Annotated in this window: 19 protein-coding genes and 1 tRNA gene; 11 read left to right on the top strand and 9 right to left on the bottom strand. The window is 73.7% G+C overall.

Annotated features, from left to right (window positions below; translation table 11 throughout):
• Positions 1-24 precede the first annotated feature (24 nt).
• A complete protein-coding gene (locus AB0B20_RS16990) occupies positions 25-297 on the top strand; it encodes a helix-turn-helix domain-containing protein (RefSeq protein ID WP_357471620.1) in 273 nt (90 codons plus the stop codon).
• Entirely contained in the window at positions 297-1,385 is a 1,089-nt protein-coding gene (locus AB0B20_RS16985; protein ID WP_357471617.1) for a tyrosine-type recombinase/integrase, read from the top strand. The genes AB0B20_RS16990 and AB0B20_RS16985 overlap by 1 nt, the downstream gene beginning before the upstream one ends.
• Positions 1,386-1,442: 57 nt before the next feature.
• Here AB0B20_RS16985 and AB0B20_RS16980 read toward each other — a convergent pair.
• A tRNA-Val gene (locus AB0B20_RS16980) sits at positions 1,443-1,517 on the bottom strand.
• 50 nt (positions 1,518-1,567) lie between these two features.
• Entirely contained in the window at positions 1,568-2,107 is a 540-nt protein-coding gene (locus AB0B20_RS16975; RefSeq protein ID WP_357385683.1) for a TIGR02611 family protein, read from the bottom strand.
• A 273-nt stretch (positions 2,108-2,380) separates the two neighbouring features.
• Here AB0B20_RS16975 and AB0B20_RS16970 point away from each other — a divergent pair, with 273 nt between their 5' ends.
• Positions 2,381-2,812 (top strand): SsgA family sporulation/cell division regulator, encoded by a 432-nt coding sequence (locus AB0B20_RS16970; RefSeq protein ID WP_007457244.1) that lies wholly within the window; start codon positions 2,381-2,383, stop codon positions 2,810-2,812.
• A gap of 74 nt (positions 2,813-2,886) precedes the next feature.
• Here AB0B20_RS16970 and AB0B20_RS16965 read toward each other — a convergent pair whose 3' ends face one another.
• Positions 2,887-3,663, bottom strand: coding sequence for a glucose 1-dehydrogenase (locus AB0B20_RS16965; protein ID WP_091427952.1), 777 nt, complete (start codon positions 3,661-3,663; stop codon positions 2,887-2,889).
• Positions 3,664-3,842: 179 nt separating this feature from the next.
• Between AB0B20_RS16965 and AB0B20_RS16960 the strand changes: the two genes are divergently transcribed.
• Positions 3,843-4,760 (top strand): AraC family transcriptional regulator, encoded by a 918-nt coding sequence (locus tag AB0B20_RS16960; RefSeq protein WP_357385681.1) that lies wholly within the window; start codon positions 3,843-3,845, stop codon positions 4,758-4,760.
• A gap of 7 nt (positions 4,761-4,767) precedes the next feature.
• A complete protein-coding gene (locus AB0B20_RS16955; protein WP_013284925.1) occupies positions 4,768-5,223 on the top strand; it encodes an Rrf2 family transcriptional regulator in 456 nt (151 codons plus the stop codon).
• Between the two features lies 1 nt (position 5,224).
• Here AB0B20_RS16955 and AB0B20_RS16950 read toward each other — a convergent pair whose 3' ends face one another.
• Positions 5,225-5,836, bottom strand: coding sequence for a malonic semialdehyde reductase (locus AB0B20_RS16950; RefSeq protein WP_357471614.1), 612 nt, complete (start codon positions 5,834-5,836; stop codon positions 5,225-5,227).
• Positions 5,833-6,396, bottom strand: coding sequence for a flavin reductase family protein (locus tag AB0B20_RS16945; RefSeq protein ID WP_357385676.1), 564 nt, complete (start codon positions 6,394-6,396; stop codon positions 5,833-5,835). The genes AB0B20_RS16950 and AB0B20_RS16945 overlap by 4 nt, the downstream gene beginning before the upstream one ends.
• Positions 6,397-6,789: 393 nt before the next feature.
• Between AB0B20_RS16945 and AB0B20_RS16940 the strand changes: the two genes are divergently transcribed.
• Complete coding sequence (locus tag AB0B20_RS16940) at positions 6,790-6,969, top strand: DUF4236 domain-containing protein (protein ID WP_013284922.1); 180 nt, start codon at positions 6,790-6,792, stop codon at positions 6,967-6,969.
• Positions 6,970-7,079: 110 nt separating this feature from the next.
• Positions 7,080-7,598 (top strand): potassium channel family protein, encoded by a 519-nt coding sequence (locus AB0B20_RS16935; protein WP_357471611.1) that lies wholly within the window; start codon positions 7,080-7,082, stop codon positions 7,596-7,598.
• Here the strand turns inward: AB0B20_RS16935 and AB0B20_RS16930 are convergent.
• Together AB0B20_RS16930 and AB0B20_RS16925 are read right to left on the bottom strand one after the other, a co-directional pair.
• On the bottom strand, positions 7,564-8,466 hold the full coding sequence (locus AB0B20_RS16930) for a hypothetical protein (protein ID WP_357385672.1): 903 nt from the start codon (positions 8,464-8,466) through the stop codon (positions 7,564-7,566). The genes AB0B20_RS16935 and AB0B20_RS16930 overlap by 35 nt on opposite strands.
• A gap of 48 nt (positions 8,467-8,514) precedes the next feature.
• On the bottom strand, positions 8,515-9,036 hold the full coding sequence (locus AB0B20_RS16925; RefSeq protein WP_357471608.1) for a VOC family protein: 522 nt from the start codon (positions 9,034-9,036) through the stop codon (positions 8,515-8,517).
• 50 nt (positions 9,037-9,086) lie between these two features.
• Between AB0B20_RS16925 and AB0B20_RS16920 the strand changes: the two genes are divergently transcribed.
• A complete protein-coding gene (locus AB0B20_RS16920; protein WP_357471748.1) occupies positions 9,087-9,557 on the top strand; it encodes a MarR family transcriptional regulator in 471 nt (156 codons plus the stop codon).
• A gap of 48 nt (positions 9,558-9,605) precedes the next feature.
• Complete coding sequence (locus AB0B20_RS16915; protein WP_357471605.1) at positions 9,606-11,183, top strand: tetratricopeptide repeat protein; 1,578 nt, start codon at positions 9,606-9,608, stop codon at positions 11,181-11,183.
• Positions 11,184-11,187: 4 nt separating this feature from the next.
• Here AB0B20_RS16915 and AB0B20_RS16910 read toward each other — a convergent pair whose 3' ends face one another.
• Together AB0B20_RS16910 and AB0B20_RS16905 are read right to left on the bottom strand one after the other, a co-directional pair.
• Entirely contained in the window at positions 11,188-12,591 is a 1,404-nt protein-coding gene (locus AB0B20_RS16910) for a HAMP domain-containing sensor histidine kinase (protein WP_357471602.1), read from the bottom strand.
• Entirely contained in the window at positions 12,588-13,244 is a 657-nt protein-coding gene (locus AB0B20_RS16905; protein ID WP_357385664.1) for a response regulator transcription factor, read from the bottom strand. The genes AB0B20_RS16910 and AB0B20_RS16905 overlap by 4 nt, the downstream gene beginning before the upstream one ends.
• A 95-nt stretch (positions 13,245-13,339) precedes the next feature.
• Here AB0B20_RS16905 and AB0B20_RS16900 point away from each other — a divergent pair, with 95 nt between their 5' ends.
• A complete protein-coding gene (locus tag AB0B20_RS16900; protein ID WP_357471599.1) occupies positions 13,340-14,437 on the top strand; it encodes a sigma-E factor regulatory protein RseB domain-containing protein in 1,098 nt (365 codons plus the stop codon).
• A gap of 241 nt (positions 14,438-14,678) precedes the next feature.
• A complete protein-coding gene (locus AB0B20_RS16895) occupies positions 14,679-16,898 on the top strand; it encodes an AAA family ATPase (protein WP_357471745.1) in 2,220 nt (739 codons plus the stop codon).
• Positions 16,899-16,931 lie beyond the last annotated feature (33 nt).

The raw sequence follows: 16,931 nt of genomic DNA, 5'->3' as shown, positions 1-16,931 counted from the left end.
ACAGACCTGAGGAGGTCACCCTTCATGAGCGCCACTGCCCGCACAGGCTCCGTCGTCCGGCTGCTCCCGCGCTCCGGCGGATCGGCCGTCGAACCGGTCACCTACACCGTCCGGGAGGTCGCCAAGCTGCTCGGTATCTCGCTTGGCAGCACGTACACCCTCGTCCGCGACGGCACTATTCCCGCCACCCGCCTCGGCGGCCGTTGGCTGATCCCTCGCACGCGATTTCATGCCTGGCTCGACGGCGTCACGGAACAGCCGACCGCCACCGGCACCGACCGTGGACGGGGGCGTTGATGGGCTTCGTCAGAAAGACTCCGGCTGGTCGACACCGTGCCTGCTGGCGTGACCCCGCTGGGAAACAGCGATCGAAGACGTTCCGCACCAAGCGGGAGGCCAACGCCTTCCTCGCCGAAGTCGAGTCGGCATTGAACCGCGGCCTATATGTCGCCCCGGACGCTGGCCGAGCTCGTTTCGGTGATTACGCCGATCGTTGGCTTGCCGCTCGTAACAGCGAGAAGACCACCGCCGCGCGGGACGCCTCCGTGATGCGCAATCACGTAATCCCTCGGTGGGGCTCGCAACCACTGTCCAGCATCGAGCACTCGGCGGTGCAAGCATGGGTGACCAGCCTCGGCGAGCGGCTCTCGCCAGCCTCCATCGCGGAGTGCTACCGGTTGATGTCGGCGGTGCTTCGGTCAGCCGTCCGTGACAGGATCATCGGTTTCAACCCGTGCGAGGGTGTCCGCCTGCCGCCCCGGCGGCGAACCGATACCGATGACCTGACCATCACCCGTGAGGAGTTGCCCCGGCTCCTCACGGCCGTGCCAGCCCAGTACCGCGCACTCGTCGCCCTCGCCGCCGGCACAGGGCTCAGGTGGGGAGAATGCGCCGGCCTCCAATGGGATGCCCTCGACCTCGGCCTGGGCGTCGTCCGCGTCGTTCGCGTCGCCGAGGAGGTGTCGGGTCACGTCACCATCAAGCCGTACCCGAAGTCCAAGGCGGGCCGGCGATCGGTGCCGATCCCACCCTTCGCCGTCGATTCGCTCACCGAGCACGAGCGCGCCTACCGAACCCATGGGCAGCTGCTCGTCTTCACCACAGGCACGGGCGAGGCAATCCGGCGGGGCACCTTCCGAAGTCGCGTCTGGAAGCCGTCCCTGCAACGAGCCGGCCTACCGATGGCACTGCGCTTTCACGACCTCCGGCACTCCTACGCAACATGGCTGGTGTCCGACGGTGTGCCGATCAACGACGTGGCGAAGGTGATGGGTCATGAGCAGACGTCTACGACGCTGAATCGCTACACCCACTCGACGGCTGAGCGGGACCGGCGGGTGTTGAAGTCCTTTGCTGCCTTCTCGCTGCCTCCGGGCAACAAGTAACCCCTCAGATACGAGTCAAGGCCCCTCGACTGAGGGGCCTTGAGCTTGCCTTATTCATGGTGGGCGATACTGGGATCGAACCAGTGACCTCTTCGGTGTGAACGAAGCGCTCTCCCGCTGAGCTAATCGCCCTCAGCGCGCATGACTCTACCCGATCACCCGCCCGGACCAAAAACCGGGCCTCAGTGCGTCGCGAGGTAGTGCAGCGCCTCCGCCACCACGTCGATGCCGAAGCTGTACTTGAGCGACAGCCACACCACCACCGACACGAACACGAGCCCGACCGCGCCCAGCACGAAGCGCACCGGCATCGACTGCCGGGTGACCCAGCGGGTCCAGGAGTTGACGTGGCGGCGGGTGAACGCGAGCAGCCGCCGCGCCCAGTGGAACTCGACCGCCCAGACGCCGAGGCCGGCGATGACCAGCAGCCAGCCGGGCCCGGGCAGCGGGATCAGCGCGATACCGACGGTGACCACGATGGCGCCGAGGATGCCGATGAAGATCTTCAGGGCGACGCGGCCGGTGGGGTTGGCGCGAATGAGGTCGAGCGTGGTGTGCAGGCGTCCCCGCCAGCCCTGTCGCCGCCGCGGCTGCTCCGTGAGAGTGCCTTGCGACCGCCCTTCCACCGGCACCTCGTACCCCCGACTTTCGGCTGCTCGGGCCGCACCTTTCGGCGATTCGGCCGTGGTCCGCGACGTCACCGAGGAGCCCCTCGTGACCATTTCCACCCCCAGTGTCGCCCGCGACCGTCACCCCTGCTGACGACTGGACGTTACCGGAGTAAGTCGACGACTGAACCACCCGTTGCCGGGCGGGACGACGGAGTGGGCGGAACCGGAAAGTCTACGCGGGGCCGGGCGGTCCCGGGGGCTTTCGGAACCCCTTCCCACCACTGGGTGAAGTCAGCGTATGGCGGAGCGTAGCCAGGAGCAGCACCTGAGTATGGGAAAAGCGGGACACGCGCGTTCCGCAGCGGTGCCGGGGGGAGAACGTCCATGAGTGTCATCCGACCGACGACCGTAGAGGTCGAGACGTCGCTAAGGCTCGTCGCGCCTGACGCCACCGCCTTGCCGGTGCGTGCCAGTCTGCGTTACGACCCTGCTGACCCGTATGCGGTCCATGTCCTGTTCCACGCCGAGTCCGCCGGCGGCGAGGCGGTGAGCTGGTCGTTCGCTCGCGAACTGCTGGTCACCGGGCTCGACGAGCCGGCCGGCATCGGTGATGTGCGGGTCTGGCCGTGGGCCACCCCGCGCGGCGACTTCGTCGCGCTCGCGCTGTCGTCCCCGGACGGCAACGCCCTGTTCGAGGTCCCGCGCAGCGTGCTGGTGCGCTTCCTGCGCCGGACCTACGTCGTCGTCCCGCGCGGCCGCGAGGCCGAGCACCTGGACGTCGACACCGCGGTGAACCGGCTGCTGGCCGGTCGCTGACACGGCGACACCCGGGGCCGCGCGGATCTGCCGAGTCCGCGCGGCCCCGGGCCGTCTCCGACCGGGGGTACGCGTCAGCCGCGCGTGGTGATCCCGCCGTCGACCGGGATGACCGCTCCGGTCAGGTACGCGCCGGCCCGCGACGCCAGGTAGATCGCCGTGCCCGCCATGTCCTCGGGCCGGCCGATCCGGCCCAGCGGCACCTGCTGCTCGATGGCCGCGCGCGACTCCGGGTCGTCCAGCGCGAAGGCCATCATCTTGCTCTCGAACGGTCCGGGCGCGATCGCGTTGACGGTGATCTGCTCGCCGGCGAGCTGGTGGGCGAGGCCGCGGGTGAGCATGTGCACGGCCGCCTTGGTGGCCGAGTACGCGTAGACCTCCATCCAGGGCACCCGGATGCCGTCGATCGACCCGATGTTGATCACGCGGGCCGGGTCGTCGGCGCCGGCGGCGGCGCGCAGTTGCGGCAGCAGCGCGGTGGTGAGCCGGAAGACGGCCTTGACGTTGACCGCCCAGAGCTTGTCGAAGGCGCCCTCCGGGTATTCCTCCAGCGGTGCGCCCCAGGTGGCGCCCGCGTTGTTCACCAGCACGTGCAGCCGGTCGTGGCGCTCCCGGACGGCCTCGGCGAGCGCCAGCGCGCCCGCGTCGCTGCCCAGGTCGGCGGGGATCGCCTCGCAGTGGCCCTCGGCGGAGAGTTCCTTGGCGACCGACTCGCACACGTCCGCCTTGCGCGAGGAGATGATCACCTTGGCGCCGGCCCGGACGAAGCCCCGGGCGATCATCAGCCCGATCCCGCGTGAGCCGCCGGTCACCAGGACCGTCTTGCCGTCGACCGAGAACAGATCCGTCATGTTCGTCCCATCGCCGTCGCCGGGCCGCGGGCCGGTCGGCCGGGGCCGCGTGGCCGGGTATGCAGCGCACCCCGGCCCGGGGTCTTACCGATCGGTAACCTAACCGCCGGGCTCGGCTGCCGACAAGAGCGGGCGAAACCGTCGAGATGCAACGTGCGGGCGCTCCGGTTACCGTCGGGATGATGGTCACTACCGGTCAGCCCTCCCCGGCCACCCGCACCGGCCCGCCGCGGCTCCGCTCCGGCACCGACGAGATCGTCACCGGTGTGCTCGGCGACCTCGCCGCCGAACCCGGCTGGCCCCGCCCGGTCCTGCTCGACCGTGATCTGCTGATCCTGGTCACCCACGGCCACGGCACCGCCGAGCTGGACTTCCGGCCGGTCCCCTGCCGTCCGGGCACGCTGCTGCGCGCGCATCCCGGGCAGGCGCTGCGGTTCGTCGGCGCGCAGCTCGACGCGACGGTGGTGAGCTGGCGGCCGGACGCGCTGCGCGGCCTCGACGTCGACCCGGACGCGGTGCCCGCCCACCGCCAGCTCGCCGGTGAGGACGAGGACGCGGTGATCAGCGAGGTGAGCCAGCTCGCCGTGGACGCCGACCGGCACGCGCTGGTGCCGGCCGCCGCGGCGCTGCTGCGCCACCAGCTCGCCGTCCTGCTGCTGCGGCTGAGCCTGCTGCCGCGCCCGGGCGACGGCGCGACGCCGCGGGCCGAGACGGAGACGTTCCGGCGGCTGTGCCGGGAGGTGGAACGCGGCTACCGGCACACCCGCCGGGTCGAGGACTACGCCGCCGATCTCGGCTGTTCGGTGCGTACCCTGACCCGGGCCTGCCTGGCGGTGACCGGCCGCAGCGCCAAGCAGGTGATCGACGAGCGGGTCGCGTTGCAGGCGTGCCGGCTGCTCGCCGCCACCGACGAGTCGATCGCCGCGGTCGGCCGGGAGCTGGGTTTTCCCGAGCCGACCAATTTCGGCCGCTTCTTCACCCGCGAGGTGGGGGTGAGCCCGGGGACGTTCCGGGCCGAGCGCGAGCGCCCGCTGCCCGTCCGTCTGGTGCGACCCCGGCCGCCCGCCGACTCCCCCGTGCCGGGCGGCCAGGCATGATGGCACTGTGCAGATCTCCGCGCGCGGCGACTACGCGGTCCGGGCAGCCCTGAGCCTGGCCACCGCGTACCCGACCCTGCTGTCCACCCAGGCCATCGCGGCGGAGCAGGACATGCCGCGCAAGTTCCTCGAGGCGGTCCTGGCCGACCTGCGCCGGGCCGGGGTCGTCCGGGCCCAGCGCGGCGCCGAGGGCGGCTACACGCTGGCCCGGCCGCCGCGTGAGATCACCATCGGGCACGTGTTGCGCGCCGTCGACGGTCCGCTGGCCGGGGTACGCGGGCTGCGCCCCGAGGAGACCCGGTACGAGGGCGCGGCGGAGAACCTGCCCCGGCTCTGGGTGGCGGTGCGCGCCTCGGTGCGCCGGGTGGTCGACGAGGTGAGCCTGGACGAGCTGGTCAGCGGCCGGTTGCCGGCGCACGTGCGCAAGCTGACCGCCCAGCCGGACGCGTGGGAGCCGCGCTGACTCACAGGGTGCCGACCACGTCCTCGTAGGGCAGGCGCGGCAGCCGTTCCCGCCAGGCGTCCGGCGCCGGGCGGCCGATGTTCATCAGCAGCAGCACCCGGTGCCGCCCGCCGGGGAAGAACTCCCGTTCCACCGCTGCGGCGTCGAAGCCGGCCATCGGTCCGGCGGCCAGCCCGGCGGCGCGTACGCCGACCAGCAGGTAGCCGATCTGGAGCGCGGCGTTGAACCGGGCCTGCGCCTCCCGGCCGGCCGGGTCGCCGGTGAACCAGTCGCGGGCGCCGGGGCGGTGCGGGAACAGTTCGGGCAGCCGGTCGTGCCAGTCCACGTCGGCGGCGAGCACAGCGGTCAGCGGCGCGGTGGCCGTCTTGTCGCGGTTGCCGGCGCTGACGTACGGCAGCAGCCGGGCCCGGGCCGCCGGGGAACGCAGCAGCAGCACCCGCAGCGGCTGGGCGTTCATCGCTGTCGGGCCGTACCGGATCAGGTCGTGGACGGCGCGGACCTGTTCGTCGCCGACCGGCTCGTCGGTGAACGCGTTGGCGGTGCGGGCCGCCCGGAACAGCAGGTCCTGGGCGGCCCGGTCGAGTGCGATCAGCTCGTCGACGGCGGCGGTCACCACGCCTCGGGCCAGTCGCCGAGCGTGGTGGTGTAGCGGCCGCCGTGGTGCAGCAGCGGGTCGCCGTCCTCCCCCGCGCCGAGCGCGAGCGGTTCGCCGAGCAGGATGGTGTGGTCGCCCGCCTCGATCCGGCGCACCACCCGGCACAGCAGCACGGCCAGCGCGTCGCCGATCAGCGGCACGCCGAACGGCCCGGTGGTCCAGCCCGGGTGGGCGCTGAACCGGTCGATGCCGCTGGTGGCGAAGATCTGCGCGATCTCCTGCTGCCCGGAGGCGAGCAGGTGCACGGCGACGTGCTCGGCCTGCTCGACGGTGGGCCAGCTCGACGACGCGCGGCCGAGGCAGACCGAGACCAGCGGCGGGTCGAGCGACACCGAGGTGAACGAGGTGGCGGTGAAGCCGGCCGGCGGCAGGTCCGGCCGCATCCGGTTGCCGCGCAGGCCGGGCGTGGTGACCACGGTGACCGTGGACGCCTGGCGGCGCAGCAGGTCGCGGAAGGAGTCGACGTCGACGGGGCGCAGCTCGACGGTCCCGGCGCCGGGCCGGTCCACGGTGGTCACGACGGCACCGGCTCACGGCGCGGCGGGGATGTCACGTGGTCCACGAGAGCCTCCAGTACAGGGGTAGCAGCGGCGGCGCTGTGTTCTCTCCCGGTACCCCCGGATGAGGGAAGCGATGCGGGGCGACCGGCTCTCATGCTGCCGACCGCTCTCGGCGCCGGTCAACGCCCTTCCAAAGAGTGAGACCTTCGTCGCTGGCATTGTTACCAACCGTCTTCACCAGCATTTACGACTCCTTAAGACCTACCCGTTGGATAGAGATTTTGCCGGGCGCGAGTCCCACCGTCCAGAGCGGACCGGGCATGGTTTCGCGAATCGTCGATCCGGGCATGTTCGTTGCCGCGAAGGCATGGAGACGACTGCAGAGGCAGGGAGACGAAGGAGGCACCCCCGATGGGCGTCCAGTTCCGCAAGCGCAAGAAGTACGGACCGCTGATCCTCCACTTCACCCAGAACGGCTTCTCGTCGTGGAGCATCAAGATCGGCCGCTGGTCCTGGAACTCGAACACCCGCGCCCACCGCGTGGACCTTCCGGGGCCGCTGTCGTGGAAGCAGGACAAGACCCGGGCCTGACACCCGGACGTGGATCGGGGCGCCGGCTACTGGCCGGCGCCCCGATCGTCGTACCGGCGGGGTTCGCGGTTCCGCCGACCGCGGCGCACCGGTGACCGGAGAATCGCGGCATGGTGGACCTGTCCCTGCGGCGGATCAGACGGCGGGCCGTGACGGCCTGCCTGCTCATGCTCGCCGGCTACTTCCTCGTGCCGGTCGAGGCCGACCCGAACGGCCTGCGGCTGGCCCTGCGCTCGGCCGGCACGCTGATGCTGGTGGCGGTGATCGCGTTCCTGGTCACCGGCCAGGTCCGCCGCCAGCTCGTCCGGGACCAGCCGACCGGCCGGGACGAGGACCGGGCGCTGACCCGGCTCGCGGTCGCGCTGATCGCCGGGCTGCTCGTCTTCGCGCTCGGCGACTACGTGGTGGCGAACACCCGGCCGGGCGAGTTCGCCGGGCTGCGGACCCGGGTCGACGCGCTCTACTTCGCGCTGGCGACGCTCACCACCGTCGGCTACGGCGACGTGCACGCCCAGGGCCAGATCGCCCGGGTGGCGGTGTGCGCGCAGATGGTGTTCAGCATCGGCGTGGTCGCCACCGGGGCGTCGATAGTGGTCAAGCAGATGACGCAGCGTTCGGGACGGCGCTGATCAGCACGTCCCCGCCGAGCCGGCCGTGCTCCGGGTCGCGGGTCACCGCGCCGGAGGCGAGCAGCGAGGCCAGCGCCCGGTTGGCGTCGGCGGCCCGGTAGACGGTCGAGGTGGTGGCGAAGCGGCGCAGCTCGGTGACCGTACGCGGGCCGGAGCGGGCCAGCTCGGCAAGCAGTTCCCGGCGCAGCGGGCCGGGCTCGGGGTCGAGCGAGATGTCGAGCAGCCGGCCCTGCGGGTCGGCCGGGTCGCGGTAGCGCACGCCGGCGTACTCGTCGACCGCCCAGAGCGCGTCCTTGACCGCCTCCAGCCCTCGGTCGGAGCCGGTGCCGTAGCCGAGCAGCCGGGCCGGACCGTCCCCGTCCGGCACCAGCTCGACCTCGGTGACGAGCGGGAACCCCGCGTCGGTGAGCACCTGGCGCAGCGGCCGGCCGGGCGCGGTGACGAGCAGCAGCTCGGCCGGACGCCCGGACGCGGCGGCGGCCAGCAGGGCCGGGTCCGGGTCGGCGCCGTCGGCGACGACGAGCAGCGGAGCGCCGGCCGCTCCGGCGGCCTTGAGCGCCACCGGCAGCCGGTCCGGGCCGCCGGGCACCAGGTGCACGGCGACGTCGGGCGGCAGCGCGGCCTCGGCCGCGCCGAGGCGTACCGGCAGGTCGGTGCCGTCGTCGGCCACCACCAGCACGGTCAGCCGCCGCCCGCGCAGCCGGTCGGCGAACTCGGCCACCACCCGCAGCGCCTCCTCCGCGCCGGAGGCGTCGTCTCCGGCGTACGCGAGCGCGAGGGTGGCCCGCCGCGCCCGGTGCAGCGCGGCGGGGAGCCAGTGGTCGAGCCGGCGGACGAGCAGCTCGCGCAGGAGGGCGTCGGTGGACATGGTGCCGTTTCTACCGCACCGCGCGGCGGGCGCGGCCGGGAACCCCGCTCAGACCGGGACGGAGATGCCCACGCCGCCGCGGGTCTGCCCGCCGTAGCGCTGCCGCTCGCGGTCGAGGTCGAGCCGCCCGATGCGGGTACGCGCGGCGAGCGCGGCGTCGTCGAGCAGATCGGCCGGGACGATCCAGACGATCTCGAACTCCAACCCGTCCGGGTCGCGGCCGTAGAGGCTCTTTGTGGTGCCGTGGTCGGACGCGCCGACCAGCGCACCGGCGGCGGACAGCCGCTCGGCGGTGGCGCCCAGCTCGTCGAGCGTGTCCAGCTCCCAGGCCAGGTGGTAGAGGCCGACGGTGGCCCGGCCGGCCTGGGACCCCCCGGCCGCCGCGCCGATGGAGAACAGGCCGAGGTCGTGGTCGTTTGTGGAGTCGGGCGCCTGGAGGAAGGCGGCGCCCCGGAAGCCCTCGGGCGTCATCGGGACCCGGCGGAAGCCCAGCACGTCGCGGTAGAAGGCGACGCTGCGTTCCAGGTCACTGACGTAGAGGACGGCGTGGTTGAGTCGGTGGATGCCCATGTCAACGACCGTACCCCGGCTTTGTTGAACGTTCAACTATTGCCGGTATGATGGTCGTCATGACCCGGTGGCTGGATCCCGACGAGCAGCGGACCTGGCGGGCCTTCCTGACCGCCTCCCGGGCGCTGATGGACACGCTCGACCGCGAGCTGCAACGCGACGCGGGCATGCCGCACGCGTACTACGAGATCCTGGTCCGCCTCTCCGAGGCCCCCGGCCGGCGACTGCGGATGAGCGAGCTGGCCGAGCTGACCGGCTCGTCGCGCAGCCGGCTGTCACACGCCGCCGCCCGGCTGGAGGCGTCCGGATGGATCCGCCGGGAGGACTGCCCCACCGACCGGCGCGGGCAGGTCGCCGTGCTCACCGGCGAGGGCTTCGCCACCCTGGCCGGCGCCGCTCCCGGCCACGTCGAGGGGGTACGCCGGCACCTGTTCGACGCGCTCAGCCCGGCCCAGGTCGACCAGCTCCGGCGGATCAGCGAGACGCTCGCCGACCACCTGACGGATTCGGGACCAAACTGATCCACTCCGGGGCTTGTACATACCGTCGCCGGACGAGCACGATGGGGCGTGTCCTCCGGCTTCGCTGACCTGACCGTCCAGGCGCACCAACTGGTGTCCGAAGGCGACCTCGACGGCGCGCAACGGCTGCTCGCCGACGCGCTCAGCGACGCCGATCCCCGTCCCGGCAACGCCTCCCCCGAGCTGGCCGAGGCGGCCGGGCTCCAGGCCCGGCTGCTCGTCGCACTCGGCGAGCCGCACTCCGCGCGCGGCTGGGCCGCGTTCGCGTATGCGGCGTCCACCCGGCTGTTCGGCCGCTCCGACGAGCGCACCGTCACCGCCGCCGCGACGCTCGCCGCGGTGCTGCACCGGGTCGGCAGCGACGCCCGGGCCGCCCGGCTCTACTCCGACGTGATCATCGAGCTGACCGCCCGCGACGGCCCGGAGTCGCAGCGGGTGCTCGCCGCGCACGCCGACCTGGCCACCGTGGAGTACGCGCGCGGCCAGTGCGAGGTGGCCCGCGACCGGTTGCAGGACGCCTGGGAGCTGCACCGGGAGGTCTACGGCGACGGCCATCCCAGCGGCATCAAGATGCTGGCCAAGCTCGGCGCGATGGAACGTGACTGCGGCCGGTACGCCGACTCGCACGAGCACCTGACGCTCGCCGAGGAACTGTGCCGCCACCACCTGGATCCCGACGACCCGCTCGCCGCCCAGGTGGCCGGGCTGGCCCGCGCCGCCGCCGACCCGGACCACGTCTGCCCCGCGCCCGCCCCCGAGGCGCCGCCCGCCCGGACCGCGCCGGTGGTGCCCGCCGCCCGGGTCCCACCGGCCACCGAGGGGCCGCACGACCTGCCGCCCTACTCCCCGCCCGCGCTCGACGACCCGGTCGAGACGCCGCTCTACCACCCGCCCGGCCGCGCCGCCGAGGCCGCGCACGTGCCGACACCGCGAGCCGCGCCGGAGGCGGACGGCGACGCGTTCGACGACTATCCGTGGCCGCCCGACGGGCCGGCCGAGCAGCCGTGGCGCCCGGACGCCGACCCGTTGCCGCCCACAGTGGTCGGGCTCGCCGACGACGAGCCGGCCGGCGTACGCCGGGTGCCGCCACCGCCGCCCGAGCCGCCGTCGAGGTACCTGCCGGTGCACGTGCCCCGGCCACCGGCCGCCGAACGTCGCACCCGGCCCCAGCTGCCGCTGGTGGTGCTGGGCGTGGCGGTGGCGCTGCTGCTCGGCACCATCGCGGTGATCGCCGGGGTGTCCCGGGTCGACGACGGCCGCGGCACGCCGCCTCCGGCCTCCGGCGCACCGCCCTCCAGCGCGCCGCCGCCGACCTCCGCCGGACCCGCGCCGACCACGCCGGCCGCCGCCGCGCCCGGCACGCCGCCCGGGCGGTTCACCCTCACCGACCGGCGCGACAGCATCGTGCTGAGCTGGACGTACCCGGCCGGCGCCGAAGGGCCGGTGGTGGTCGCCGGGGGCCGCGCCGGGCAGCCGCAGGGCACGTTCGCCACGCTGCCCGCCGGCTCGGTCGACTACATCGCCTACGGGCTCGACCGCACCACCGACTACTGCTTCACGGTGGCGCTCGTCTGGTCCACCGACACGGTCGCCCGCACCGGGCCGGTCTGCACCAAACGCCGCTGACCGCTCACTCCCCGTCCGGCTCGGCCAGCGCGGGCAGCCGTACCGTCGCGCGCAGCCCCGGCGCGGCGGCGCCGGGCGTCGCGTCGCCCAGCTCCACCGTGCCGCCGGCCCGGCGCACCAGCTCGCGCACGATGGCCAGGCCCAGGCCCGCGCCGCCCGCGTCGCGGGCCCGCGCGTCGTCGAGCCGGGTGAACCGGGCGAACACCCGCTCCCGGTCCGCCGCCGGGATGCCCGGCCCGTCGTCGGTCACCGTGATCAGGTGGTACGCGCCGTCCGGCCCGCCCACTGCCAGTTCCACACCGGAGTACGCGTGCCGCAGCGCGTTGTCCACCAGGTTCACCAGCACCCGGCGCAGCTCCCCCGCGTCTCCCTCGACCCACAGCGGCCCGTCGGGTGGCGTCAGCCGCACCGGCGGGGACGGGTAGCGGGCCGCCACCGTCCGCAGCAGCTCCCCCAGCTCCACCGGGCCGACCGGCGACGGCCGCACGTCCTGCTCGTCGAGGCGGGCCAGCAGCAGCAGGTCGTCGACCAGGCGGCTGAGCCGTTCGGTGTCGGCGAGCAGGTCGTCGGCGACCGCCGGCCAGTCGGTGTCGTCGCCGAGCCGCCGGGCCACCTCCAGCTCGGTGCGCATGTTCGTCAGCGGGCTGCGCAGCTCGTGCGCGGCGTCCGCGACGAACGCCCGCTGCCGGTCCCGGGACGCGGCCAGCCGGTCGAGCATGTCGTTGAGCGTGACAGCGAGCCGGTGGATCTCGTCCTGCCCGGCCGGCACCGGGAGCCGCTCCGCCCCGGCCCGCCCGGTGATCTCGGCGGCGCCGCTGCGCAACTGCTCGACCGGCCGCAGCGTCGCGCCCACCACCCGCCAGGCCACCACCCCGAGCCCGGCGACCAGCACCGGGAAGCCGACGAGCAGCAGGTTGCGGACCACGTGCAGGCTGTGCCGCACGTCGGTGAGCGACTTGGCCACCAGCACCGTACGCGGCTCCTGCGCCGTGCCGGCCGGCACCGTGACCACCCGGACCGGGCCGGGCATGCCGGCACGCCGCCCGTCCACCACCAGCCGCTGCCGCTGCCCGGGACGCAGCTCGTCCGGGCCGAGCATCGGCACCAGGCGGTCCGCGTCGATCGAGGCGGCCCGGATGCGGCCCTGCGCGTCGACCACCTGCACCCGCAACTGCCCACCCGCGACCGGCAGCGGATCCGGCAGCGCGTCCTCGGCGGCCAGCCGCGCCACCGCGTCGGCGGTACGCAGCGCCTCCTCGTCGACCGAGCGCTGCAACGTCCAGCCCAGCGCGCCGAGCAGCAGCGCCGAGCCGAACGCGAACCCGGCCACCAGCCCCAGCACACCGAGCGCGAGCAGCCGGGCCCGCAGGCCGAGGCGCGGCAGCGGGCCGCGTACCCACCGGCTCATGTGGCCAGCCGGTAGCCCGCGCCGCGCACCGTCTCCAGCCGCTCCCGGCCGATCTTGCGGCGCAGGTAGCCGACGTAGACCTCCACCGCGTTCGGCGCGGTGTCGACCGAGGCGTCCCAGACGTGGTCCAGCAGCTCGGTCTTCGACACCACCTCGCCGGGGCGGCGCATCAGGTAGTCCAGCAGCGCGTACTCGCGGCTGGTCAGCACCACCTCGGCGTCGGCCCGGGTGACCCGGCGGCGGGCCGGGTCCAGGCGCAGGTCGCCGACGGTGAGCACGGCCGGCCGCCGGGGCGCGCCGCGGCGCAGCAACGCCCGCAGCCGGGCCAGCAGCACCACGTACGAGAAGGGTTTGGTCAGGTAGTCGTCGGCGCCGCAGTCCAGGCCGTCGGCCTGGTCGTACTCGCCGTCCTTGGCCGACAGCATCAGCACCGGCAGCCAGCGCTGCTCGGCACGCAACCGGCGCACCACCTCGTAGCCGGAGAGACCGGGCAGCATCACGTCGAGGATCATCGCGTCGTACTCGCCGTGCCGGGCCGCGTCCAGCCCGTCCGGGCCGTTGGCCGCCACGTCGACCGCGAAGCCCTCCGCCGACAGGCCCCGGCGCAACGCCGCCGCGAGCCGCGTCTCGTCCTCCACCACCAGCAAGCGCACCGGTCCAGGGTGCCACCACGGGCTCACCCGTAGGGGATCTCCTCAGCGTGGTCACAGCGACGACCGCGCAGCATGGTGCGCAGGAGGTGCACACTATGTCAGTGATGAAGAACCGCGCCGTGCTGCGCTGGCTGGTCCCGGTGACCGCGGGGGTCGCCGTGATCGGCGGTGGCGCCGCCGTCGGCACGTTCGCCGCCGGCGCCGACCCGGCGCTGCCGCCGCGCAGCGCCGCCCAGCTCCTGGAAGACCTGCGCACGTCCCGCCTGGACGGGCTCTCCGGCACAGTGGTGCAGCGCGCCGACCTCGGCCTGCCGCCGATCGCCGCGCTCGCCGGGCAGGCCGCCGGCAACGACCTGGCCGGCCTGGTGTCCGGTACGCACACGCTGCGCGTCTGGTACGGCGGCGAGGACCGGCAGCGGCTCGCGCTCGTCGACACGCTCGGCGAGCAGGACATCCTGCGCAACGGGCGCGACGTCTGGACGTGGAACAGCCGGGCGAACACCGCCACGCACCGGGTGCTGCCGGCCGACGCGCCGGACCGGACCGTCGTGCCGGCCACCCCGGCCGACGCCGCCGACCGGGCGCTGGAGGCGATCGACCCGACCACTGCGGTCACCGTCGGCCGCACCGCGACAGTAGCCGGACGCAGCGCGTACGAGTTGGTGCTCACCCCGCGCGACAAGGCCTCCCTGGTCCACCAGGTACGGATCGCGCTGGACGCGAAGGAGCACGTGCCGCTGCGCCTCCAGGTGCTCGCCGACGGGCAGGACGAGCCGGCGTTCCAGGTGGCGTTCACCCAGGTCGACTTCCGCACGCCGTCGGCCGACCAGTTCCGGTTCAACCCGCCGCCCGGCGTGAAGGTCACCGAGGCGACCGAGGGCGAGCGGCCCGGACCGGCGGGTAAGCGGTTCGACCGGAAGGACGCCGAGAAGCCTGACGTGCGTACCGTCGGCACCGGCTGGACCACCGTGGTGGTCGCCAAGATCGACGGGGCGGCGAAGGACGGCGGCGCGGACGCGCCGGACGCGGAGATGCTGTCGAAGGTGCTCGGCGACCTGCCGAAGGTCAGCGGCGACTGGGGCAGCGGGCGGCTGCTCAGCGGCAAGCTGTTCAGCGTCCTGCTGACTGACGACGGCCGGGTGATCGCCGGGCTGGTCACGCCGGAGCGGCTCTACGAGGCGGCAAAGGGCTGAGACATGCCGTGCCCGGGGCTCGGTCGACGCGCGTCGGCCGGGCCCCGAGTCGTGTCCGGGCTTGGTCGGGTGGCGGTCGACGCGCTATCTTTACCAGTTCAGGCACAAAAAAGGAATGGCTTCTGAATGCCATTCCTGCGGCAATTTTAGTCAATGAGGAGCCGGATTGTCAACGCACTCCGACGTGTCGGCTGACCTGCGCCAGGACGACGAGATCGGCCGGGAACAGGAATACGTCTCGATGCTGTACGACCGGCTGGACGGCATGCGGGAACAGGCCGCCCGGCGGCTCGACGAGGAGTTGCGCCACACCGGCGGAACCCAGCAGGCTCGATCGCAGCGCGACTCGACGGTCGCGATGTACGCCGACCAGGTCGAGCAGTTCTCCGCGGTGGAGAGCGGCCTGTGCTTCGGCCGCCTCGACGGCGACGACGACACGGTCCGCTACATCGGCCGAATCGGGATCTTCGACTCCTCCGGCGACTACGACCCGCTGCTGATGGACTGGCGTGCCCCGGCCGCCCGCCCGTTCTATCTGGCCACCGCCGCCAACCCGCAGGGCGTACGCCGCCGTCGCCACCTGCGCACCCGCGACCGCAAGGTGACCGGGCTCAACGACGAGGTGCTGGACATCACCGCCGCCTCCCCCACCGCCCACGAGGAGCTGACCGGCGAGGCGTCGCTGCTCGCCGCGCTCAACGCCGGGCGCACCGGCCGGATGCGCGACATCGTCGAGACCATCCAGGCCGAGCAGGACCGGATCATCCGCGCCGACCTGCCCGGCGTCATGGTGGTGCAGGGCGGGCCGGGCACCGGCAAGACGGCCGTGGCGCTGCACCGGGCCGCGTATCTGCTCTACACCCACCGACAGCAGCTCTCCACCCGGGGCGTGCTGCTGGTCGGCCCGAACGCCACGTTCCTGCGCTACATCTCCCAGGTGCTGCCCACGCTCGCCGAGACCGGCGTGCTGCTGCGTACCCAGGCCGACCTTTTCCCCGGCGTGCACGCCCGGCGCACGGAGCCGGCCACCACCGCCGCGCTGAAGGGCCGCGCGGTGCTGGCCGACGTGCTCGCCGCGGCGGTACGCGACCGGCAGTGGGTGCCGGACGAGCCGGTCACCATCGAGCTGCCGCAGCGGGAGGTGCTGACGCTCGACCCGGAGACCGTGCGGCAGGCCCGCGACCGGGTACGCCGCACCGGCCGGCCGCACAACCTGGCCCGCGCCCTGTTCGACGTGGAGATCGTGCACGCGCTCGCCGACCAGGTGGCCGAGCGGATCGGCGCCGACCCGCTGGGCGGGGAGAACCTGCTCTCCGAGGCCGACCGCGCGGAGATCCGCCGCGAGCTGCGCGAGGAACCGGAGATCCGGGCCGCGCTGGACGAGCTGTGGCCGGTGCTGACCCCGCAACGCCTGCTCGCCGACCTGTACGCCTCACCGGAGCGGATCGCCACCGCCGCGCCGATGCTCACCGACGCCGAGCGGGCCGCGCTGCACCGCGAGCCGGGCGGCTGGACGCCCGCCGACGTGCCGCTGCTGGACGAGGCGGCCGAGCTGCTCGGCGAGGACGAGCGCGCGGCGGTGGCCCGCCGGGAGCGGATCCGGGCGCTGGAACGCGAGTACGCCGAGGGCGTGCTGGAGATCTGGCGCGGCTCCCGCTCCATCGACGTGGAGGACGAGGCAGACGGCGGTGAGATCCTCGGCGTGACCGACCTGATCGACGCCGACCGGCTCTCCGAGCGGCAGGAGGAGTCCGACCGGCTCACCACCGCCCAGCGCGCCGCCGCCGACCGGACGTGGGCGTTCGGGCATGTGATCGTCGACGAGGCGCAGGAGCTGTCGCCCATGGCGTGGCGGCTGCTGATGCGCCGCTGCCCCAGCCGGTCGATGACGATAGTCGGCGACGTGGCGCAGACCGGCGCGCTCGCCGGCACGCCGTCGTGGGGCGAGGCCCTGGCGCCGTACGTGGCGGACCGGTGGCGGCTGGAGGAGCTGACTGTCAGCTACCGCACCCCGGCCGAGATCATGGCGGTCGCCGCCGACGTGCTGGCCGAGATCGACCCGGCGCTGCGGCCACCCCGTTCGGTACGCGCCACCGGCGTACCGCCGTGGGACCGGACCGTACCGGCGGACCGGCTCGTGACGGAGCTGGTCGAGGCGACCGCCGGGGAGGCCGCGTCGCTCGGCGACGGGCGCCTCGGCGTGCTGGTGCCCACCGGCCGGGTGACCGAGCTGGGCGGCGCGGTGGTGGCGGCGCTGCCGGAGGCGACAGTGGGCGAGCAGCCCGAGCTGGCGAACCGGATCGTGGTGCTGACCACCGAGCAGGCGAAGGGCCTGGAGTTCGACTCGGTGCTGGTGGTGGACCCGGCCCGCATCGTCTCCGAGTCGCCGAGGGGCCACAGCGACCTCTACGTGGCCCTGACAAGAGCGACCCAGCGCCTGGGCATCCTCCGCACCCCCTAACCCACCCCATCGGGTTCCGCCTCCCCGGGTCCG

Source organism: Micromonospora sp. NPDC049151 (assembly GCF_040648395.1).
Lineage (GTDB): Bacteria > Actinomycetota > Actinomycetes > Mycobacteriales > Micromonosporaceae > Micromonospora.
Note: the sequence above shows the minus strand (reverse complement) of the source record. Positions and strands in the feature narration are given on the sequence as shown.

Bases quoted from the DNA above. Each gene is read 5' to 3' on its own strand.
- AB0B20_RS16910 (WP_357471602.1), bottom strand. From the start codon at position 12,591: ATGAGCCGGTGGGTACGCGGCCCGCTGCCGCGCCTCGGCCTGCGGGCC.
- AB0B20_RS16985 (WP_357471617.1), top strand. From the start codon at position 297: ATGGGCTTCGTCAGAAAGACTCCGGCTGGTCGACACCGTGCCTGCTGG.
- AB0B20_RS16990 (WP_357471620.1), top strand. From the start codon at position 25: ATGAGCGCCACTGCCCGCACAGGCTCCGTCGTCCGGCTGCTCCCGCGC.
- AB0B20_RS16900 (WP_357471599.1), top strand. From the start codon at position 13,340: ATGTCAGTGATGAAGAACCGCGCCGTGCTGCGCTGGCTGGTCCCGGTG.
- AB0B20_RS16935 (WP_357471611.1), top strand. From the start codon at position 7,080: ATGGTGGACCTGTCCCTGCGGCGGATCAGACGGCGGGCCGTGACGGCC.
- AB0B20_RS16930 (WP_357385672.1), bottom strand. From the start codon at position 8,466: ATGTCCACCGACGCCCTCCTGCGCGAGCTGCTCGTCCGCCGGCTCGAC.
- AB0B20_RS16970 (WP_007457244.1), top strand. From the start codon at position 2,381: ATGAGTGTCATCCGACCGACGACCGTAGAGGTCGAGACGTCGCTAAGG.
- AB0B20_RS16975 (WP_357385683.1), bottom strand. From the start codon at position 2,107: ATGGTCACGAGGGGCTCCTCGGTGACGTCGCGGACCACGGCCGAATCG.
- AB0B20_RS16960 (WP_357385681.1), top strand. From the start codon at position 3,843: ATGATGGTCACTACCGGTCAGCCCTCCCCGGCCACCCGCACCGGCCCG.
- AB0B20_RS16920 (WP_357471748.1), top strand. From the start codon at position 9,087: ATGGTCGTCATGACCCGGTGGCTGGATCCCGACGAGCAGCGGACCTGG.
- AB0B20_RS16925 (WP_357471608.1), bottom strand. From the start codon at position 9,036: ATGGGCATCCACCGACTCAACCACGCCGTCCTCTACGTCAGTGACCTG.
- AB0B20_RS16940 (WP_013284922.1), top strand. From the start codon at position 6,790: ATGGGCGTCCAGTTCCGCAAGCGCAAGAAGTACGGACCGCTGATCCTC.
- AB0B20_RS16965 (WP_091427952.1), bottom strand. From the start codon at position 3,663: ATGACGGATCTGTTCTCGGTCGACGGCAAGACGGTCCTGGTGACCGGC.
- AB0B20_RS16895 (WP_357471745.1), top strand. From the start codon at position 14,679: ATGCTGTACGACCGGCTGGACGGCATGCGGGAACAGGCCGCCCGGCGG.